The sequence below is a fragment of the Chryseobacterium sp. R2ACT005 genome (genome assembly GCF_049949215.1).
Lineage (GTDB): Bacteria > Bacteroidota > Bacteroidia > Flavobacteriales > Weeksellaceae > Chryseobacterium.
Genome location: NZ_CP188192.1, coordinates 581382 through 600318 on the forward strand (window position 1 = coordinate 581382; position 18937 = coordinate 600318).

The 18937-nt window shown below is 36.5% G+C and carries 15 protein-coding genes; 7 read left to right on the forward strand and 8 right to left on the reverse strand.

What is annotated here, in order from left to right; all coding sequences use genetic code 11:
* Positions 1-32: 32 nt before the first annotated feature.
* A complete protein-coding gene (locus tag ACPF63_RS02745) occupies positions 33-452 on the reverse strand; it encodes an SH3 domain-containing protein (protein ID WP_077419274.1) in 420 nt (139 codons plus the stop codon).
* A gap of 6 nt (positions 453-458) precedes the next feature.
* Complete coding sequence (locus tag ACPF63_RS02750; RefSeq protein ID WP_077419275.1) at positions 459-941, reverse strand: BON domain-containing protein; 483 nt, start codon at positions 939-941, stop codon at positions 459-461.
* A 220-nt stretch (positions 942-1161) separates the two neighbouring features.
* Here ACPF63_RS02750 and ACPF63_RS02755 point away from each other — a divergent pair, with 220 nt between their 5' ends.
* Positions 1162-2412 (forward strand): dicarboxylate/amino acid:cation symporter, encoded by a 1251-nt coding sequence (locus ACPF63_RS02755; RefSeq protein WP_077419276.1) that lies wholly within the window; start codon positions 1162-1164, stop codon positions 2410-2412.
* A gap of 6 nt (positions 2413-2418) precedes the next feature.
* Positions 2419-3144: a phytanoyl-CoA dioxygenase family protein gene (locus tag ACPF63_RS02760; RefSeq protein WP_426481897.1), complete on the forward strand. Its 726-nt coding sequence runs from the start codon at positions 2419-2421 to the stop codon at positions 3142-3144.
* A gap of 189 nt (positions 3145-3333) precedes the next feature.
* Here the strand turns inward: ACPF63_RS02760 and ACPF63_RS02765 are convergent, their stop codons facing one another.
* Positions 3334-6135 carry a GH92 family glycosyl hydrolase gene (locus ACPF63_RS02765; protein WP_426481898.1) on the reverse strand — a complete coding sequence of 934 codons (2802 nt, stop codon included), beginning with the start codon at positions 6133-6135 and terminating at the stop codon, positions 3334-3336.
* A 95-nt stretch (positions 6136-6230) separates the two neighbouring features.
* Here ACPF63_RS02765 and ACPF63_RS02770 point away from each other — a divergent pair, with 95 nt between their 5' ends.
* Positions 6231-8573, forward strand: a complete 2343-nt coding sequence (locus tag ACPF63_RS02770) for a TonB-dependent receptor domain-containing protein (protein ID WP_426481899.1) — start codon at positions 6231-6233, stop codon at positions 8571-8573.
* A gap of 92 nt (positions 8574-8665) precedes the next feature.
* On the opposite strand, the gene ACPF63_RS02775 is transcribed toward ACPF63_RS02770, so the two are convergent.
* On the reverse strand, positions 8666-9121 hold the full coding sequence (locus tag ACPF63_RS02775; protein WP_426481900.1) for a hypothetical protein: 456 nt from the start codon (positions 9119-9121) through the stop codon (positions 8666-8668).
* Between the two features lie 227 nt (positions 9122-9348).
* On the opposite strand from ACPF63_RS02775, the gene ACPF63_RS02780 reads away from it, so the two are divergent.
* The 4 genes from ACPF63_RS02780 to ACPF63_RS02795 all read left to right on the forward strand — a co-directional run bounded on the left by ACPF63_RS02780 (position 9349) and on the right by ACPF63_RS02795 (position 13606).
* Positions 9349-11304: a metallophosphoesterase family protein gene (locus tag ACPF63_RS02780; protein WP_426481901.1), complete on the forward strand. Its 1956-nt coding sequence runs from the start codon at positions 9349-9351 to the stop codon at positions 11302-11304.
* 35 nt (positions 11305-11339) lie between these two features.
* Positions 11340-12086 (forward strand): hypothetical protein, encoded by a 747-nt coding sequence (locus ACPF63_RS02785; protein WP_426481902.1) that lies wholly within the window; start codon positions 11340-11342, stop codon positions 12084-12086.
* A 118-nt stretch (positions 12087-12204) separates the two neighbouring features.
* The gene (locus ACPF63_RS02790) at positions 12205-13311 is read left to right on the forward strand and encodes an Mrp/NBP35 family ATP-binding protein (protein ID WP_077419283.1); all 1107 of its coding nucleotides are present in this window, start codon (positions 12205-12207) and stop codon (positions 13309-13311) included.
* A gap of 46 nt (positions 13312-13357) precedes the next feature.
* Positions 13358-13606, forward strand: coding sequence for a NifU family protein (locus ACPF63_RS02795; RefSeq protein WP_002977212.1), 249 nt, complete (start codon positions 13358-13360; stop codon positions 13604-13606).
* A gap of 127 nt (positions 13607-13733) precedes the next feature.
* On the opposite strand, the gene ACPF63_RS02800 is transcribed toward ACPF63_RS02795, so the two are convergent.
* The 4 genes from ACPF63_RS02800 to ACPF63_RS02815 form a co-directional block, all read right to left on the reverse strand.
* Positions 13734-14441 (reverse strand): barstar family protein, encoded by a 708-nt coding sequence (locus ACPF63_RS02800; protein ID WP_426481903.1) that lies wholly within the window; start codon positions 14439-14441, stop codon positions 13734-13736.
* 14 nt (positions 14442-14455) lie between these two features.
* Positions 14456-14848, reverse strand: coding sequence for a DUF3060 domain-containing protein (locus ACPF63_RS02805; protein WP_077419284.1), 393 nt, complete (start codon positions 14846-14848; stop codon positions 14456-14458).
* 103 nt (positions 14849-14951) lie between these two features.
* Entirely contained in the window at positions 14952-15764 is an 813-nt protein-coding gene (locus ACPF63_RS02810; protein ID WP_426481904.1) for an SIR2 family NAD-dependent protein deacylase, read from the reverse strand.
* Positions 15765-15863: 99 nt separating this feature from the next.
* Positions 15864-18902 carry a choice-of-anchor I family protein gene (locus tag ACPF63_RS02815; RefSeq protein ID WP_426481905.1) on the reverse strand — a complete coding sequence of 1013 codons (3039 nt, stop codon included), beginning with the start codon at positions 18900-18902 and terminating at the stop codon, positions 15864-15866.
* Between the last annotated feature and the right edge of the window lie 35 nt (positions 18903-18937).

The window sequence follows — 18937 nt, forward strand, 5'->3', positions numbered from 1 at the left end:
TTTTGTGAAAATTTATTATTTTTTAATAAAAATTATGCTCTTAAATATCTTGAATAAGCATATCCTTCCTGGCCGTCATCAGTTTTCACTTTCCACCAGTCATCAGAAGTCTGCTCAATTAAAGTTACAGAAGAACCTTTAGCTGCTTTACCTACTACGGCAGCTTCAGTAGAAGGTTCCTGTCTGATATTCAGGTTAGAATCTTCTGTTGCTACTGTTAAAGAAGCTCCTGAAGTAAGACCTGCAACCTGTACATCAATATTGATATCTGAAGCAGAATAAGTAGAATCAATAGCTCCTAAAGCATTCCATACAGCATCTTTAGCCGCGGTGTTGGAAGCATTTCCGGAAACATAAAGAATTCCGTCCTGCTCCTGAACCTGAAGATTGGCGATCCCTGCAGACTGTGCCGCTGAAACTACGCTTGAATATTTATCTTGTAATTCGCTCATCTTAAATTATTTTACGATTAGGTTGTTGTTATACTTTCCGATTTTCAAAGCATCTACAGATTCTTTGATTTTTCTAGCCTGCAGGCCGGAAACATTTCCTGTAAGAGTAAGCTGTCCGTTTACAACTTCTACCTTTACAGAAGGGAAATCCTTCACCGCATCCTGAACTTTTTTCTGAACAGCAGGATCTACAGCAGAAGAAGTTTCAACAGGAGCAGGAGCAGCAGCTACAGTAGACATATCCATTACGTCTTTTACTCCGTTGATCGCTTTTAATTTTGTGATCATCGCGTCTTTAGACTGCTGGTCTGCGAAAGTACCGCTTAAGTGAGCTACACCTTCTTTTACTTCAACAGAAGCATTGGGATTAGAAGTTACTACCGTTGTAGCCTGAGTCTGAAGGTCGGCATCAGAAACTTTCTTTTTACAAGAAATAGCACCGAAAGATACAGCTACAGCTAATGCAGCCATTGCAATAGTTTTTTTCATATTGTATATTTATTAATGTTGTTATACAATCAAATGTAATAATAAAATTTGTACCAAAAGAATAAAAATTCAATAAATGTTTTTTAATTTTTTTACAATATTTTCTAAACCAGGCTTTTAATTTTTAGGGATTAAAAACTTAATGTAAAATTAATCCACATTGAAGAAAATCTTCTGCCAATTGAAAAACCATTATATTTGCGCAAATTGAACTATATATATGAAAGGACAGAATAAACTTTTTATAGCAATTATCATTGCCCTTCTTGTTGGAGTAGGAATCGGAGGTATTGTACATGTGAAATATCCTGAGAATGCGGAACCTTTTGCTAAGAACATAAAATTGTTGGGAACGGTTTTCATCAGATTGGTACAGATGATTATTGCTCCTTTGGTTTTTACGACATTAGTAGTGGGGATTGCCAAAATGAGTGATATTAAAATGATTGGAAGAGTAGGAACAAAAGCAATGCTTTGGTTTATTTCCGCTTCTCTGATTTCCCTTTTTATCGGGTTAATCCTTGTTAACTGGCTTGAGCCGGGACATGTCACAAAACTACCGATTCAGGACGTATCTTCTGCTGATGAACTTCTTAAAAGCAGTAAAAGTTTCTCCATGGAAGACTTTGTAAAGCATATGATTCCTAAAAGTTTATTTGAAGCCTTTGCTACCAATGAAGTATTGCAGATCGTGATATTTGCTGTGATGTTTGGAGTTGCACTTGCGAATTTAGGAGAAGAGTATTCTAAGCCTGTGGTAAAGCTTTTTGATATCATCGCTCACGCAATTCTTAAAATGGTAGGGTATATCATGTGGTTTGCTCCACTGGGAGTATTGGGAGCTATTGCAGCAGTAGTGGCAACCAATGGTTTTGAAATCTTTAAAGTATATGCTATTTATCTGAGAGATTTCTTCTTTGCTATAGCAGTTCTTTGGCTGGTACTTTTACTGGTGGGTTATTTTATCTTAGGAAACCGTCTTTTTGACCTTTTAAAAAGAATTAAAGAACCGTTACTGATCGCTTTCTCTACAACGAGTTCAGAAGCAGTGTTCCCGAAATTGGTGGAAGAGCTTGAAAAATTCGGTTGTAACAGCAGAGTAGTATCCTTTATTTTACCTTTAGGATATTCATTCAACCTGGATGGAAGTATGATGTATATGACATTTGCTTCAATCTTTATTGCTCAGATCTATGGGATCGAAATGAGCCTTGGACAGCAGATCACCATGCTATTGGTATTAATGCTTACCTCAAAAGGAATTGCAGGTGTTCCGAGAGCTTCTCTGGTAATTATTGTGGCAACCTGTTCTATGTTTGGTATTCCACCGGAAGGAATTGCTTTGATTTTACCAATTGACCATTTCTGTGATATGGGAAGAAGTATGACCAACGTGTTAGGAAATACACTGGCAACTTCTGCAGTTTCCAAATGGGAAGGACAATTAACAGAGCCATTAGACAAAATTTAAATATCAATGAGTTTACAAAACTTAAAAAACAATAAAAGCCATATTCTTGAATATGGCTTTGCTGTTATCAATAATGTGTTTTCACAGAAAGAACTTGAAGAAATAAACCATGTTCTGCAGCATATAGATACCTCAAAAGAGAATTTCAGAAAGTCTGAAGATCTTTTCGCTATAAGACAGTTTTTAAAAGAAGTTCCGGAAATCAAAGACCTGATTTTTAATGAAAATATTCAGAAAGTGGTTAAGGAAATCTTCGGAGAAAAATATTTTGTGGTCAAAAGTATTTATTTTGATAAGCCTGAAACCTCCAACTGGTATGTAGCTTATCATCAGGATCTGACTATTTCTGTAGATAAAAAACTGGACCTGCCTGATTTCGGTCCATGGACAACCAAAAAGAATCAGTTTGCAGTACAGCCTCCATTACACATTTTGGAAAATATCTATACTGTAAGAATCCATCTGGACGATACGGACGAAAATAATGGAGCTTTGAAAGTAGTTCCAAAGTCTCACGCAAAAGGTATTTACAGACCGGAAACCATCGACTGGACGATTGAAACAGAAGAAATTTGCAATGTTGAAAAAGGCGGAATTATGATCATGAAACCCTTAACGCTTCACGGTTCTAACCGGACAACCAACGGAAAGAAAAGGAGAGTGATCCACATAGAATTTTCTGATATGGAACTTCCGGAAGTCCTGCAATGGTCGGAAAGAATGAATTCATAAAAAATCGGCCTTCGAATTTTCGAAGGCCGATTTTTTATGATGGGAAGCTGGAAGAAGGAAGCTTCTGAAAGACTAAGGATTAAAATCAGTCTATTTTATTAATTTTTTTAAAATCTAAAATTTCTACAAGCCAACTTTTAAAAAGTAATCCGGCAAATAGAAACCTCCAGCTTCACTCTTCCATCTTCCTTACTTTGCAGAAATCTCATCAATAAAAATATAAGCATCTCCTCCTGCTCCCTGATGCCATTCAGGAAGTTTTCCAAAATAGTAGGCTTTTACTTTGATGTATCTCGCTTCAGTAGGAAGAATTTCTGTAGAAAAATCTTTGACCTGTACCTTCTCATCTTTAGCATCAATGTCACTTTCAACCGTTTTCAGAAGAATAAAATCTTTCCCGTTCATGGAAGCGTAATATTCTACTTTTCTAGGCATCAGAATCCATGCTCTGCTGTCCTGAAGGTAGGTGGAAGATAGTGATTTGATTTGCTGAGGAGATTTGAAATCAATGATTGCTTCAAAATTCTGTCCCTGATAGCCTTGCCATTCACCTTTCCTCCAGTTGATATCACCTCTGATTCCGTCAATAAGAGCCAGTTTTCCGGTAGCGCTGTACTGTGGAGTCACTTTAGACATGATATTAATGTCCCAATAATTCGGTCTTCTGTTGAAATTGGCTGTGGTTACAGAACTTTTTTCTCCGTTTCTTTCGGCATAAGCCATTACCTGAGTAGTCTTTGTGATGGAGAATGGCCCTTTGTAAGTAGAGAAAGTCTTTCTTTTATTGCTGTCGCTTTCATCCATGGTCATATAATATACCTTGTCATTTGGATTCAGTGGGGAGATCTCAACTTTGGTAGAAAAATCAAAGATTCTGTCAGCTGCGATCACGGGCGAAGCTGTTTGTTCTGCATATTTAAAGTCCTTAACAGGTTTCACATTTTCGAAACCAAGTTTTTTAAGCTCTGCTCTGCTGGTGTTTTTAGTAATGATTTTTGTCGTACCGTCTTCCAGATGAAGCTTGATTTCATCAAAATAAGGTATTGTCGTTTCCCATTCCGGTAATCCTGGGGTAACGGAATAAATTCCCATAGAGCTTAGAATATACCACGCACTCATTTGGCCGCAGTCTTCATTTCCAATCAATCCGTCAGGTGTATTTTTATAAAAATTATCAAGGATATATTTTATTTTAGCATCTGTTTTTTCTGGCTTATCTACAAAATTGTACAGGTAAGCAATGTGGTGGCTTGGCTCATTTCCCTGAGCATATTGTCCCATCAATCCTGTGATATCTACCTGTTCCCTTCCAGTGGTTTTATCCGGAGCGGTAAAGATGGCATCAATGAACTGTTCAAATTTTTCTTTTCCGCCATGAGCTGCAATAAGTCCCGGAATATCCTGCTGTACGGAATAAGAATAATGCCATGAATTCCCTTCTGTATAATTATTATTGACTTCTCTAGGATCAAAAGGTTCATACCAGTTTCCGTTCTTTCTTGGCTGCATAAACCCTGTTTTAGGATTATAAAGATTTTTCCAGTTTTGAGAACGCTTCATGAAATACTGATAATCTTCTTTTTTGCCTAAAATTTTTGCCATTTGAGCAATACACCAGTCGTCATAGGCATATTCTACAGTTTTGGAAACACTTTCATGCTCATCATCGATACTGATATAATTATTTTGCTTGTAAGCATTTAATCCAAAAATGTCCTGCATGGCAGAACCTTTTGCAGCCTGAAAAGCCTTTTCGTAATCAAACCCCTGAATTCCCTTGGCCATAGCATCTGCCATTACAGAAACGGAGTGATAGCCAATCATACATTCTGTTTCATTGGATGCCAGTTCCCATACCGGAAGTTTTCCCCCCTGTTCATATTGTTTGATGAACGTGTTGATAAAATCTGCAGTTCTTTTTCGGTCAATTAAAGTCATCAGAGGATGAGCTCCTCTGAAGGTATCCCAAAGTGAGAATACGGTATAATAATCAAAGCCATTTGCCGTGTAGAGTTTGTTATCCCTGCCTCTGTATTTTCCGTCAACATCCATATTGATGTTTGGTTGTGTGAAAACATGGTAAAGAGCGGTGTAAAAAACAGCTAATTTATTTTTATCATCAGACTTCACTTCAATTTTTGAAAGCTCTTTGTCCCAATTGGCTTCTGCCTGTTTTCTTACAGCATCAAAATCCTTTGATTGTCCTTCTGCCAGCATATTTTTGCCAGCTCCTTCATATCCTGTGGGAGAAATAGAAACTTTTACATTAATTTTTTCTCCTTTTTTAACACTGGTTGAAAATGCCAGTGCAAGCTTTGTTCCGGTAAAAAGATGAGTTTCCTGTTTTCCGTTGACTTCTTTCTTGGAAATTTTCATAGGTTTTGAAAACTCAATTCTGGCGTAGATATATTGGTTGGTGGCCCAGGCTTCACTTCTTCTGAAAACCTCAATGGTTTTATCATCAATGATTTTTACTTCCCCTTCCAGAAGCTTATCTCTGTGGTTGAGGTCTAAAATAATATTGGCATCACCTGCATTATTGAAGGTATATTCATGGTAACCAACTCTTTTTGTCGTTGTCAGGCGTACTCCAATATTATGTTTATCTAATTTAACAGCATAATATCCGGCAGCAGCCTTTTCATTTTTATGCGAAAATTTTGAGGAATAATTTTTACTGTCCAGACTTGGGTTTCCCATCGTAGGCATCAGCATAATGTCTCCATAATCTGAAACTCCGGTTCCGTTCAGATGGGTATGAGAAAAACCATAGATCACGGAATCCGAATAATAATATCCACTGCATCCGTCCCAGCTTCCGTCAATTCTTGTATCCGGAGAAAGCTGTACCATCCCGAATGGAACGATTGCCCCTGGAAAAGTGTGGCCATGGCCTCCGGTTCCTATAAAAGGATTCACATATTGGGAGTAATTCTGTGCGGAAATGATCTGAGTAATAAATAAAGAAAATGCTATAAGCCCTTTTTTCATGTTCTGATTTTATAAAGGCGAAGATATTGAAAAACAGCAAAACAGAGGTAATAAAACAGAAGTCTAGCTTGTCTTATAGAAAACTATTATCATTCATGAAGAAGACATTACTTACTGTAATCATGCTATTGCCGGTAGCTGCATTTGCCCAGACAATAACAGGGAAGATCATCCAAACCGGAAATGCGGTTCCTTATGTCGAGGTGATTGCTGTAAAAGGTCAAGAAAAACAGACCGCTATTTCAGACGAAAAAGGAAACTATTCACTGAGGCTTTCAGAAAACGGGAGCTATAATATTAAGATTATCCAGGACGGTGCAGAAATATCCAGTAAGGAGCTGATGGTAAGTGGTGAGGTGAAACACGATTTTTTTATTGAAAAAAAGAATGAAAAACAGATTGAAGGGGTTACACTTACTGCCAGAAAAAAACTGATTGAGAGAAAAGCTGACCGATTAGTTTTCAACGTTTCCAATTCGGTGGCTTCACAGGGAATGGATGGCGTGGATGCTCTTGCAACAACGCCTTTGGTAAAAGTTGATGACAATACCGGAGTTTCCATTGTTGGCAAAAGTGGAGTAGCAGTAATGATCAACGACAGGATTCTGAATTTGTCAGATGCTGAGCTGGTTACTTACCTGAAAAGCCTCAGATCCGAAAATATAGAAAAAATTGAAGTCATTACTTCTCCTCCTGCCAAATATGAAGCGCAGGGAAACAGCGGCCTGATCAATATTGTTTTAAAGAAAAATCAGAATATCGGATGGAGTGGAAGCCTGACCTCCAGCCTTCAGCAGCAGACCTATACCGGACATTCAAACAGTGTGACATTGAATTATCAGAATGAAAAACTGCGAACCTCATTGAAATTAAGACAAAATAAAAATAAAAAGCACTCTTATGAAAACTATTGGATAGAAGGTGCAGATGGTCTTAAAAGTAATGATAACAGAAGTGATTTCGGAGATGGTCTTGGAGCTAACTTAAGTCTGGATTATCAGCTGGGGAAGAAGTCTAATGTCGGATTTATTTATGATTTCGGATTCGGGCATTCCAATATGAATATCACCAATACTTCAGACTATTTTCAAAATGGCAGCTATACCAATACCTTACTTACTTATGCAGAGCACAGGGCTACCAGCAGACAACATACTACAAGTGTTTACTATGACCTGAAATTCGGGAAACAGGATAATAAACTGAGCATTACAGGAAATTATTTTTCCAATACTCCGGAAACGACCATTGATTTTACGACTACAGAAAGTTCTGGCGATCGATTTGTCGTAAAATCACCCTCAATGGTGGATTATAAAATTTATTCCGGACAGGCAGATCTTACACTGCCTTACCAGTTCGTAAAGACTGAAACAGGTGTGAAATTCACAAATTTTGATAATAACTCTAGTATATTCTATCAGAACTTAACAAATGGAGACTACATTACAGATCCACTGAAAAGTAACGAGTTTGAGTATAATGAAAAAAATTATGCAGCTTATATCAGTTTTGAAAAATCATTCAACGAAAAATGGTCGGCAAAAGCAGGTTTACGGTATGAGTATTCTGTAGTCAATGGGAATTCTTTAACTTCCGGACAGCAGACCGAAAACTCTTATGGGAAATTTTTCCCTACTGCCTATATCAGCTATAAAAGCAATGAAAATCATACTTTCAGCCTGAATTATTCCAAAAGGATCAACAGACCGGGATTTCGTGCGATTAATCCGTATCGCTGGTACATCAATATCAATTCCTATTTCACAGGAAATCCTTTCCTGAAGCCTTCCATTAATCATAATTTTGAACTTTCTTATGTTTATAAAGGGAAATTATCGGCATCCGCTTATTTTCAGAGAACAGTGGAAGCGTTTGGTCAGCTGGCTAATCTGAAAGGGGAAAACAGGGTAAGCACTTTTGAAAATTATTATAATCAGAATAGCATGGGCATTTCTCTTAATTATTCCGATACTTTTTTCAAAAAATGGGAAGCTAATTATTCGGCCAATTATTCTTATATGAATACTGACGTTTTTGCAACCGATGCCCTTTCCAGAAAAGGAAACAGCTATGATTTCGATTTTCAGAATAATATATCACTCAACCCAGGCAAAACGATACAGCTGATCTTAAATTACTGGTTCCGTCTGCCTTCCAATTCCGGAAATTCATATATGAAATTTGCCGGCAATTTTACATCGGGTCTGAAACTGAGCTTTATGGAAAGAAGTCTTCAGCTGAATGTGTTTGTTTCTGATATTTTGAAGCAAGGGAAAAGTCTGGGTGAAATCTATTACACCACCGGAACTCATTCGTACAATAATTATTATGATGCCAGGAGACTTACGGTATCTGCAACCTATACTTTCGGAAATAAAAAAGTAAAAGGAATAGACCGCAATGTAAAGTTTGATGAAAAAAACAGAGCCAACTGATCACCTGATTTTAAATTATTTTTTCGATGCATGTCATTGACTACGTCGAATCTTCGATTTCTGACAAAGGAAGAATCTCAATATGGAAATATTTATACTTCTCCCTCAAAGAAATCAGTAAGATATTTCTCTTTGTCTTTTTCTTCTCTTTCAGAACCCAGATATTTTTTCCAGGATTGGGATTCATGATATACAATACCCATTTCCCAAACACAGTAAGTAGGGAGGTGGGTTTTGTTTCTGTCCCATATTTCAAAGTTTCCGGAACCGTCATAATAAACACTTTCCCATAATTCATTTTCACTTCGCCACGTACATACCAGGAGAAGATAATTTTCTCCGCAACGATGCATAATGATAAATCCCAGATCATCAATATTTTGAAAGTCTTCTTCAGCATATTCCACACATAATCGGGCATTATGGATGTCCTGTGGAGAGATTTCTGCAGGGTCACCAGCCAGATCATACCATTTGAATTTCGTTTTTCCGACTGTAAAAATTCCTTTTGGCAGTGCATATTTGGAAGGGTAGGTATTGGTTTTCATAACAATTGTTTTACAATGATAATGGTGTTAATAAATCTAATTATTTTATTTTAAATATCTATTCATAAATATTTTTATTAACGGATAAAATACCACAAAAGTGTTATATGATTCGAATTCCAAATTTCATACATTTGATGGTAAACTAATAATTCCCGGTTCGAAATACTCGAAAATTTTTTAAGTATAACAAAACTGGGGAAACGAAGACCAACTTAATACAAAATATGATGGAAACATTGTTTTTTTACCTTCTGCTGCTTGTTGCAGTTACGTTTCTGATATTTTACTTTAAAGACAGTCTATACGCTTCTAAAAAAGTGAAAATATTTAAAGATGTTGATGAGAAATACCCTTATTACTTTATTCCTCAAAAACCTGTCAAATGGTTTGATTTTACCGGGCTGATGAATAGTTTCAGAATGGTTTCTCTTTCTGCAGATATCCTTTCTATCATTGATAAAAGAGAAATGCAGACCGCTTTGGGAAAAGATACCGGAAGAGAACTGATAGAAAATAATTGTGATGAACCTGAAGATGAATTCTGGTTTGATTTCATTGCAGATACCGGCGATGGCTTTGATGCTACCACCTCTGTTTTTTACCATCTGACAAGAGACAGCTATATCTATTCTTTTAAAAATGAATTCAACAGAGATGTTGAGGATGAGGTTGAAATCAAACTGAAAAGGGGATCTGTTTTGGTAGTGGGAGGTGATCTGGTATATCCCGTAGGCTCTGAAATCAATTACAGAGACCGCTTCAAAGGACCTTTAAGACTTGTTGCTCCTGATACAAAAGAAGCAGGCCCGATACTCATTGCCACACCGGGAAATCATGACTGGTACGATGGTTTAAGTGCTTTTTTCAGGTTGATGTGCCAGAGAAGTAAAATCAGTGATTACAGAACCGTACAGAACCGAAGCTATTTCGCTTATTCACTAAGGGATAATGTTCACTTAATGGGTATTGACAATCAATTGCTCGGTGATATTGATATTCCTCAGATGACTTTTTTTACTGAATATGTCGAGAAAATATCAAAAGGAAATGATACAAACCACATTATCCTGCTCATTGCAGAACCTTACTGGTACAATTATCAGATAAAAGACAGACATAAGAGAAGACAGCGTATGGATAGTCTGGAATATATCATCAGAACAATGAAAGAAGCTGTCAGAAAGCTGGAGGGCAGTAATATAAAATCAGAAATTATTTTTGATGTAGTGCTTACAGGAGATATTCATCATTATTCACATTATAAATTAGATGAAAATGAGAAAGGCTATGATAAAGAGATCAAACATTATATTACATCAGGAGGTGGCGGTGCTTTCGGACATGTTACCGATTTTTTAAAAGATACAATCACCCTTCCTATCCTGCAAAATACAACGACTACGGAACTTACCTATAAACTGGATGGCAGATATCCATCTCAAGAAAAATCCGGTAAAAAAACATTCTGGAACCTTATTTTCTTTATCATTAATTATGAATTTACCGTATTGCTGTTTTTTCTCTCATTAATTGTTACCTATACCCATTGTTACTCTGATTCTATTTTAAAAGGGTTAATTTTATTTTTAATTCCTGTCATCTTTCATTTTACCATCACCAAAGTCACCAATACAGAATGTTCAGGGAAGGAAGAATGGACGAGCAAAATTCTACGGGGATTTTTGTTTATATTATCTATTGTTATTCAATGGTTTGTATTTATGAAGCTTCCAACTTATGGATTTACTTTTTTAGAGGACAGCCATTTGTCTTTTATTCCTATTAATGAAATAAAAAATTTCTTTAAAATTCCGGCGGGCTGTGATTATTTTGTTTCTCAACTGATCATTTCCGCTCTTTTGCAGTCCATACTTTTTGGATGGTATATTCTTTTCGGATATCATTTTTTTAAATTGTATGTAACCGAAATCTCATCAGGGAAAATCAATACAGGAAATAAAAACTTTCTGAAGTTTAAAATAACAGATAAAGAAATTGTCATCTATGTAGTTGCTATCAAAAAAACATACCAATGGATGAATTTATTAAAAAAGAAACAGGCTTCTCATTTACAAAAAGAGATGCTTACTAAGGATCCAAAGAAATTTATCAAAGACAATTTCAGACTGGATCCGGACAAAAATGTGAAAATTATTGATAAAATAACGATTTCATTATAACCTCAAAACAAACGATAACCTCAAAAAACAAAGTCATGGAAACTCATTCTAAAAAACCTGCTCCAGATGATAATAACGGCGTTCTGATCTCCTATTACCAATTACGAATGTTTATCGGATTACTCGGATTTCTCCTTTCCTTTCTTCTTTTTATGACCACCTATTTTCTGAATGATGAACATCCGCTTAAAGTAAGTATAAGCCATTATTACTACAGTTTCGGGCATGTGATTTTTGTTGGAACATTATGTATTCTGGGTGGATTATTCGCTACCTACAGAGGAAAAGACAGATATGAAAATATGCTTTCAAATTTTGCCGGAGTAATGGCGGTATTGGTCGCTGTATTTCCAACAAAATTTAATGGATATGGAGGAAATATTTACATCAATATAGATAAGGCTAACTATCAGGACTGGTTCAGCTGGGTACATTATATCAGTGCAGGGCTGCTTTTCGTGTCTTTTGCCGTTTTTTGTCTTTATTTTTTTCAAAAAAGTGATAAAGAACAGGATGGAGAGCCTATTTCCGAAGAAGAAGTACTCAAAAAAAGTCGTAGAAACCTGTATTACAAATGTTGCGGCTGGGGAATACTCATCAGTCTCGCCTGCATTGGGCTTATTGCTATTTTAGGAGATGACTCAGCTTCCGCGAATCAATTTCTAACGTATTCTACCCTTATTTTTGAAACCACCTCATTGTTTTTCTTCTCTACCTCCTGGCTGTTAAAATCCAGTGAATTCTGGAATAAAAATATTCCGTTAGTAACCTATTTCAGATAATAATTGCCGATATATAAAGGGCTGAAGGTCTGTGTTTACAAAAGAATTTATCTATGATTGTGTTTACTTATTCTAAATAGGTGAAAAATGCGTAAATTTGTAAACAATTTATATTTATATGTTGACGAAAGAAAAGGTTCAGGATTTCCTTAAAGAAATAGAAGTAGACGATTTGGTGAATAATCTTCAGATTATGGGTAATGATGTTTATATTGACATGACTGCTCATTCGCCTGCAATGCACGAAAAGAAAAAACTGGAGGCTGCAATGAAACAGGCTTTTGCCAGTGAGTTTGGAGAAGAGGTTCATTTAAAACTTAAAATCGTTTCTCCGGAACCTAGTGAAATTCAGCAAAGTCAGATCAAAGGAAAACAAATTCCGGGAATTCAAAATATTATCGCTATTGCCTCCGGTAAAGGAGGAGTAGGAAAATCTACAGTTTCTGCAAATATGGCAGTAACGTTGGCAAAAATGGGCTTCAAAGTAGGATTATTGGATGCTGATATCTATGGTCCTTCAGTTCCCACCATGTTTGATACAGAAGGTGCAAAACCAATTTCTGTAGAAGTAAATGGAAAGAATTTGATGAAACCTATTGAGAACTATGGAGTAAAAATGCTTTCTATCGGATATTTCTCAGGAGCTAATCAGGCGGTAGTGTGGAGAGGTCCTATGGCTTCAAAAGCATTAAACCAGATGATCAGAGATGCTGCATGGGGAGAACTGGATTTCTTATTAATAGACCTGCCTCCGGGAACAGGTGACATTCACTTGTCAATCATTCAGGAAGTACCGGTAACAGGAGCAGTGATCGTAAGTACACCTCAGCATGTTGCTTTGGCAGACGTAAGAAAAGGAATTGCGATGTTCCAGATGGAGAGTATCAATATTCCGGTGCTTGGATTAATCGAAAATATGGCGTATTTTACACCTGAAGAACTTCCTGACAACAAATATTATATCTTTGGAAACCAGGGAGCACAATATTTAGCTGAAGATCTTGGAATTCCTGTATTGGGAGAAATTCCGTTGATCCAAAGTATCAGAGAAGCTGGAGACGTAGGAAGACCTGCTGCTCTTCAGGAAGGATCTAAGATTGCCGATATCTACACAGAAACAGCCAGAAAAATGGTAGAAAGCCTTGTAGAAAGAAATAAAAGTCTTCCTCCTACTGAAGCAGTGAAGATTTCAACAATGGCAGGATGCTCACCAAAAGCAAAATAATAATACCTTTCAATACATTTGAAAGAACCAAATTGAACTGAAAAATATGGAAACAAACATAACGCACGAAGATACAGTAACAAGAGTAATGGAAGCTCTGGAAAGCATCAGACCGTTTTTGAATAAAGACGGAGGTGATATTGAGCTTATTGATGTGAAAGATAATCAGGTGTTTGTGAAGCTTTTGGGTAACTGTTCCGGATGTTCGTTGAATTTCTCAACGCTGAAATTAGGTGTTGAAAATACCATCAAACAACATGCGCCAGAAATCGAAAAGGTAATCAACGTAGAATAAATTATATCTGAGATATTTTTAAAAGACAGACCTCAATGAGGCCTGTCTTTTTTTATTTAAAATGAAAGAAAACATAATACCTAAACCTCACAGGTTTTTAAAACCTGTGAGGTTTCTGATTACAAAATTAATTCAGTAGAACTTTGACATTATAATCTTCAAAAATCTTAACGATTTGTGTAAATTGTGTTTTCAGTATTGCTTTACTTCTTTTATGATTGATCCAATTGAGTTCTGAAATGGACTTTACTCCAAAATCTCCACGAAGACAATCATATAATGCGTATAAATTACGTCCGAAATATCCTGAAATTCCATGAATTTCCTCTCCTAATGAGCAGAAAAAACCATCTAAGTTATGGAATTCATTTCCATCAATCTGAATGTTGATATTTTCCCTGTTTATTTTAGGATTACGGAAATGTAAGGCATGAACAAGCCATCCTTGCAGTTCATCTTTTCTGAAACTTTTCCATATATTTTTTTCAATAAATTTATTATTAAGTTTCATATCCAGGGCTTTTTGATATCCTTTTGGATGCGTCCACGCAAGACCAGTTAGAATAATATTTTTTTTGGATTTGCTTATTTTAATACTGCTGATAAAAGTACTTGATATAATATTGTTTTGTTGATCAAGTTTACAAATGAAACCATTGTTTTCATACATTTTAGATGAACTTTCAATAGTAGAAATAAGGCTGGAAATGTTATGAACATTTGTCAACCTAACTTTTTTATAAGTGATAGGATTGGAACCTTCAATATTGTTTACTACATCTATTAAAGTGATTATTTCAAGTTCATCACCTTTATCTAATGCAAATCCAAACATACAGTTAAATATCTCTATTGTTTTACTACTTTATTTCCCACTCCTGTAATAGAAACATCAGGTTTACCGGATTTTGTTCCGGAAGTTCGGTAGTAGATCATATTGTCACCACCCTCCATGGATATTTTGTCCACTTTATCAATGTATACTTTATTACCTGTTCCGGAAACCGTAATTTTTTTAGCACTTCCTTTGACTGTTAGTGTATTGTCACCACCTTCTACCTCAACAACTCCTCCGTTGAGAGTATAATTGAGATTATGACCCACACCTTCTACATGGACCACCTTATTACCTTCTGTTTTCTCTACACCTTTTGCGGATTCTATCTTTCTGGATTGTGAAAAAGCTGTTCCTGTTCCCAATAACAGAAAAGCAAGAATTCCTGCCGTTTTAATATTTTTCATTGTGAATTTGGTTTGTTAAAGGTAAATATAGAAATAAAATGATTTTTTCAGGCATTTCAAAAGTTAAATCATCTTAAATAATAAGTTTTATGATACTGTTTTTTCAATAATCGTTTTTATCACTTTCAATACTTCGGTTGATTTTTCCCGGATGATTAAAGCATTTTTTTTTATTTCTGATCAGATCTGTAAAGTTATTATCTTCCGTATTGATGTCTATGATAAATGCTCCATATTTGAGAGCTGTTTCGGCGATAGCAATTGGAAGGCTTGTTGCTCCGGAAGTTCCAACAATAAAAAGCACACCACTATTTTTTGCAATTTTGAGAGCACTGAATTTTTTGTTAGTTTTTTCATCATAATATTCATCAAACCATAAAATATTAGGGCGCATCCAATGACCGCACTGAGTACATGTTAGAAGTTCTTTATCATGATCCGTAAGGTCTTCATCCAAATTCTTACCTTTTATTTCTGTAGGAAGCTCTAGGATTTCTTTGCATCCATTTGAACATTTGATTTCTCTGTTGTTTCCATGAATTTCATAAATTCTTTGGTTTCCGGAACGACGATGAAGATTATCAATATTCTGGGTAATGAGATGAAATCTATCCTGAAGTTGAGTTTCAATGTCTGCAAGGTCATAATGACTTTGATTTGGAAATGCATTTTCAAACATTTTTTTTCTGAAAAGAGAGTATTGCAGAACTTCCTCCAGATGTTGTCTGAAATAACGTAAAGTCCCAAACTCTTCAGGTTTGTGAAATTGAGTTCCTTTTACCCATATTCCATCTATTCCGCGATAAGTGGGAATACCACTGTCGGATGAGATTCCTGCACCTGTAAGAAAGGTAAAAAGATTTCGTTTTTCTTTATGCCATACTTGTTGAATAATATTTTCTAATTGATTTTCCATTGTGTTATAAAAAAGTTTAAAACTAATGAATTTCTCAATAACAAAAAAGCTCCGGAAAATCCGAAGCTTTAAAATAGAATGGTATACTGTAATTTATGTTTACTTTACAATGACTCTTTTTATTTGTCCTTCTGAAGTTTTTACAAGATAAACGCCTGTAGAAAGATTGGATGTGCTTATGGTTAAAGCGTTCTTTTCCTTTCCGATCAGCTTTCCGGACATATCATACAGTTCGTAATCCTGTTTTCTGTTGAAATAAAGTGTATTTCCTTTGTTAACAGGATTTGGGAATACGTTGAAGGTTGCCTGTTCAGCTTTTGTTTCACCAGTTCCCAAAGTAGGAGGCATTGCCACTTCATACATGGATAAAGTTCCGCTGATCTCATTGGCAATAATTACATAGCCTTTATTGGTTGTTGTATTTTCAGGAGCAATATAGATAATCCCTTCAGGCCCGTTGTCACCTCCGTAGGCAGAAGTAGTACGCGAATGTTTATAATCGGTAAAAGTAGGGCTGTTAGGATCTGTGATATTATATACCATAACGCCTCCGGTTCTTTCTAATGTGATAAAAGCATATGTCTGTCCGTTGATGTTTCCTAATGCTACGCCTTCCGGTTCAGGGCCTTTTGCACGGCTTCTGTTTTTGGCACCGTTGGATTCATTATCGGCATTGAAAATTAACGGCTGATAAGCTGCAATATATCTTTCAAACTGATCTCCGCTGTCGTACACGATCTGTTTGGTATCCGCATTGAAAATAGAGAATGAGCGTGCTCCTAAAGCTGCCATTTCTTCAAATTCTGCATCTCCGTCTGTATTTCCTGTGGCAGATGAAACCCTGAATCTTCCAAGATTATAGGAAGCCTTTAAAATATTTGAATTTGGGAAAAGTACTGGATCTAAAATATAACCGTTTGCACCTACAGTGGTTCTTTCGCTGTAGCCTGAAAGGTCTTTTTCATCTCCTTCATTGGCTGTTACAATATAATGAGTACTTCCTACCTTATAATTCTGTACTGCATCCGGAACATAATAAGCTTTTACAGGCCAATTGGCAATTAAAACCTCTCCATTATTGTCCGAAGCATCAAAACCATTACCCGGAAGGCTCATGTCTTTTTTACCCAATCCCCAGATTCCCGTGATGGTTTTGGTTGCCAGGTTAATTTCAGCGACAGCATTATTTTCCTGAAGTGTTACCCATGCTTTCTGGCTATCTGAACTGATGGTAACATATTCAGGTTCCAGATCCTGAGAAAGCGTATTATTTGTTCTTACTTTTCTTAACCCGGTAGCTGTTAAAGCTGCTACCTGAGAATCAAAACTATTGAAATTGAGCGTTGTCACATTACTTTGCGTAAGATTTCCGATACCTCCGGAAATATCAATGATACTGATCGTTCCTTCGGGATCTACCGTATAGGCATTATTAGGTTCCCCTTCGTTGGCGGTCACTACTTTTGTTCCGTCAGGAGAGAAGGTGATCATATCCGGTAAAGCTCCTACACTTACCTGTTTCAGGAAATTTCCGTTAATATCAAAGAATACTACAGAACCATTTTGCTGCGGATCGGTATTCGGAGAAGCAGCGGCGATGATTCCGTTTTTCACTGCAATACTTGTGATTCCGCCATAGGAAGCCATATTGACTGTTTTTACGACCGATGGAGTGGCAGGCGTACTGAAATCAATAATATCAAAAACATCTGTAATGGAGCTGATCGTGAATAAACGTTGAGTTGATGCATCATGAACCACAATTTCCGTAGAGCTGTTATTATTTCCTGAAGGATCAAAACTTCCCAGATAATTCAGTTGAATCTGATGGGATGGAACCGGTGCCGGCTTATCATTGTCTACAATATAAACAGTTGCAGTATTGTCTCCTGAAATAGTTGCTCCGGTAGGATTTTCGAGGCTTACAACAAAATATTCGGCCTGCTGTTCTGCCACTGTGTCATCAGTAATCGGAATGTTGACTGTATAACTTGTTGTAGATGGAGTGATGTTAATAGTTTGGTTGGCTAAAGTAAAATCATTAGCATCAGCCGTACTGAATGGTGTCGGTTTTACCACAAGATTTACTGTAGCTGCTGAAGGATTGGCGATATTGATTTTTAATGCAAGGTTTCCTGCATTTTCATTGACCTTAATGAAGTTTTTTTCCAAAGAAATTGTTGTTCCGGCTGTAGTGAAAGTACTGGATGTAACAGCTGTAACTCCATTATCACTAAAGTCTTCTACCATATTGGGTTTAAGGGCAAGATAATAAGTTTGCCCCGGTACCAGTCCCGAAGTTGGGATTACAGTAATCGTATTGTTGCTGAAAGTCGTTGTAAATGGAATTAGCGCCCCTGTTGCATTCCCAAGACGAAGCTCTATAAGGTTTTGAGCGTTAGAATTATTGATCGCAGAATTATCTGTTAATCTTATATTTTCATTAAAAGATAAGGTAGGATTTACAGTAGTCGAAGCGTTATTGGTATTATTGGCAGGAAGATAAGTAACAGTTGGTGGAGTGGTGTCCGCACCTCCGGCAGGAGTGGCATCTACCGTAAAGTTATCAAAACGGTTGTTACCTCCTGTTCCGCCTCCTGTTGCTGAGAATTCAACTTTTAATTTAAAGTTGGGATTGTTATTGGCTCCCTGAATGGCAGAAAAATCAATAGTAATGAGCTGAGGATTGGCATCCTGAGGATTCACAGTCTGAAACTGCACAAAATTAGTTCCGTCTGTTGAATAAGACCATGTCTGAGTACCGGCTCCCTGTCCGGATCTTCTGGTGGTAAATTTAACAATGACGTTGTTATATCCGGTGGTAGGCAGATTAAACTGTAATCCTCCTCCAATTGGATTATTGAACCTTAAATGAGTTCCGGATGCATCTCCATTTCTGGCATTTAAATTTTCATCACTAAAATTCTGCCCGGTACCACCAGCAAAATCTATTACACTTGTACCTCCTGCTATAGCCGTAAGAGAGCCATTCACCAGGGTAGAAGCAGGTGTAGTGACTGTGGCAGCAGAAGTATTGTTGTTAAAATTCCAGTAATGAATCAGTGTCTGTCCGAAAAGACCGCTCTGAAAAAAGAATGTGGCAATCACAGACCCTTTTAATAGGTAGTTGTTGATCATTTTTACTTTAATTAGATAAATGCAAAAATGAACTT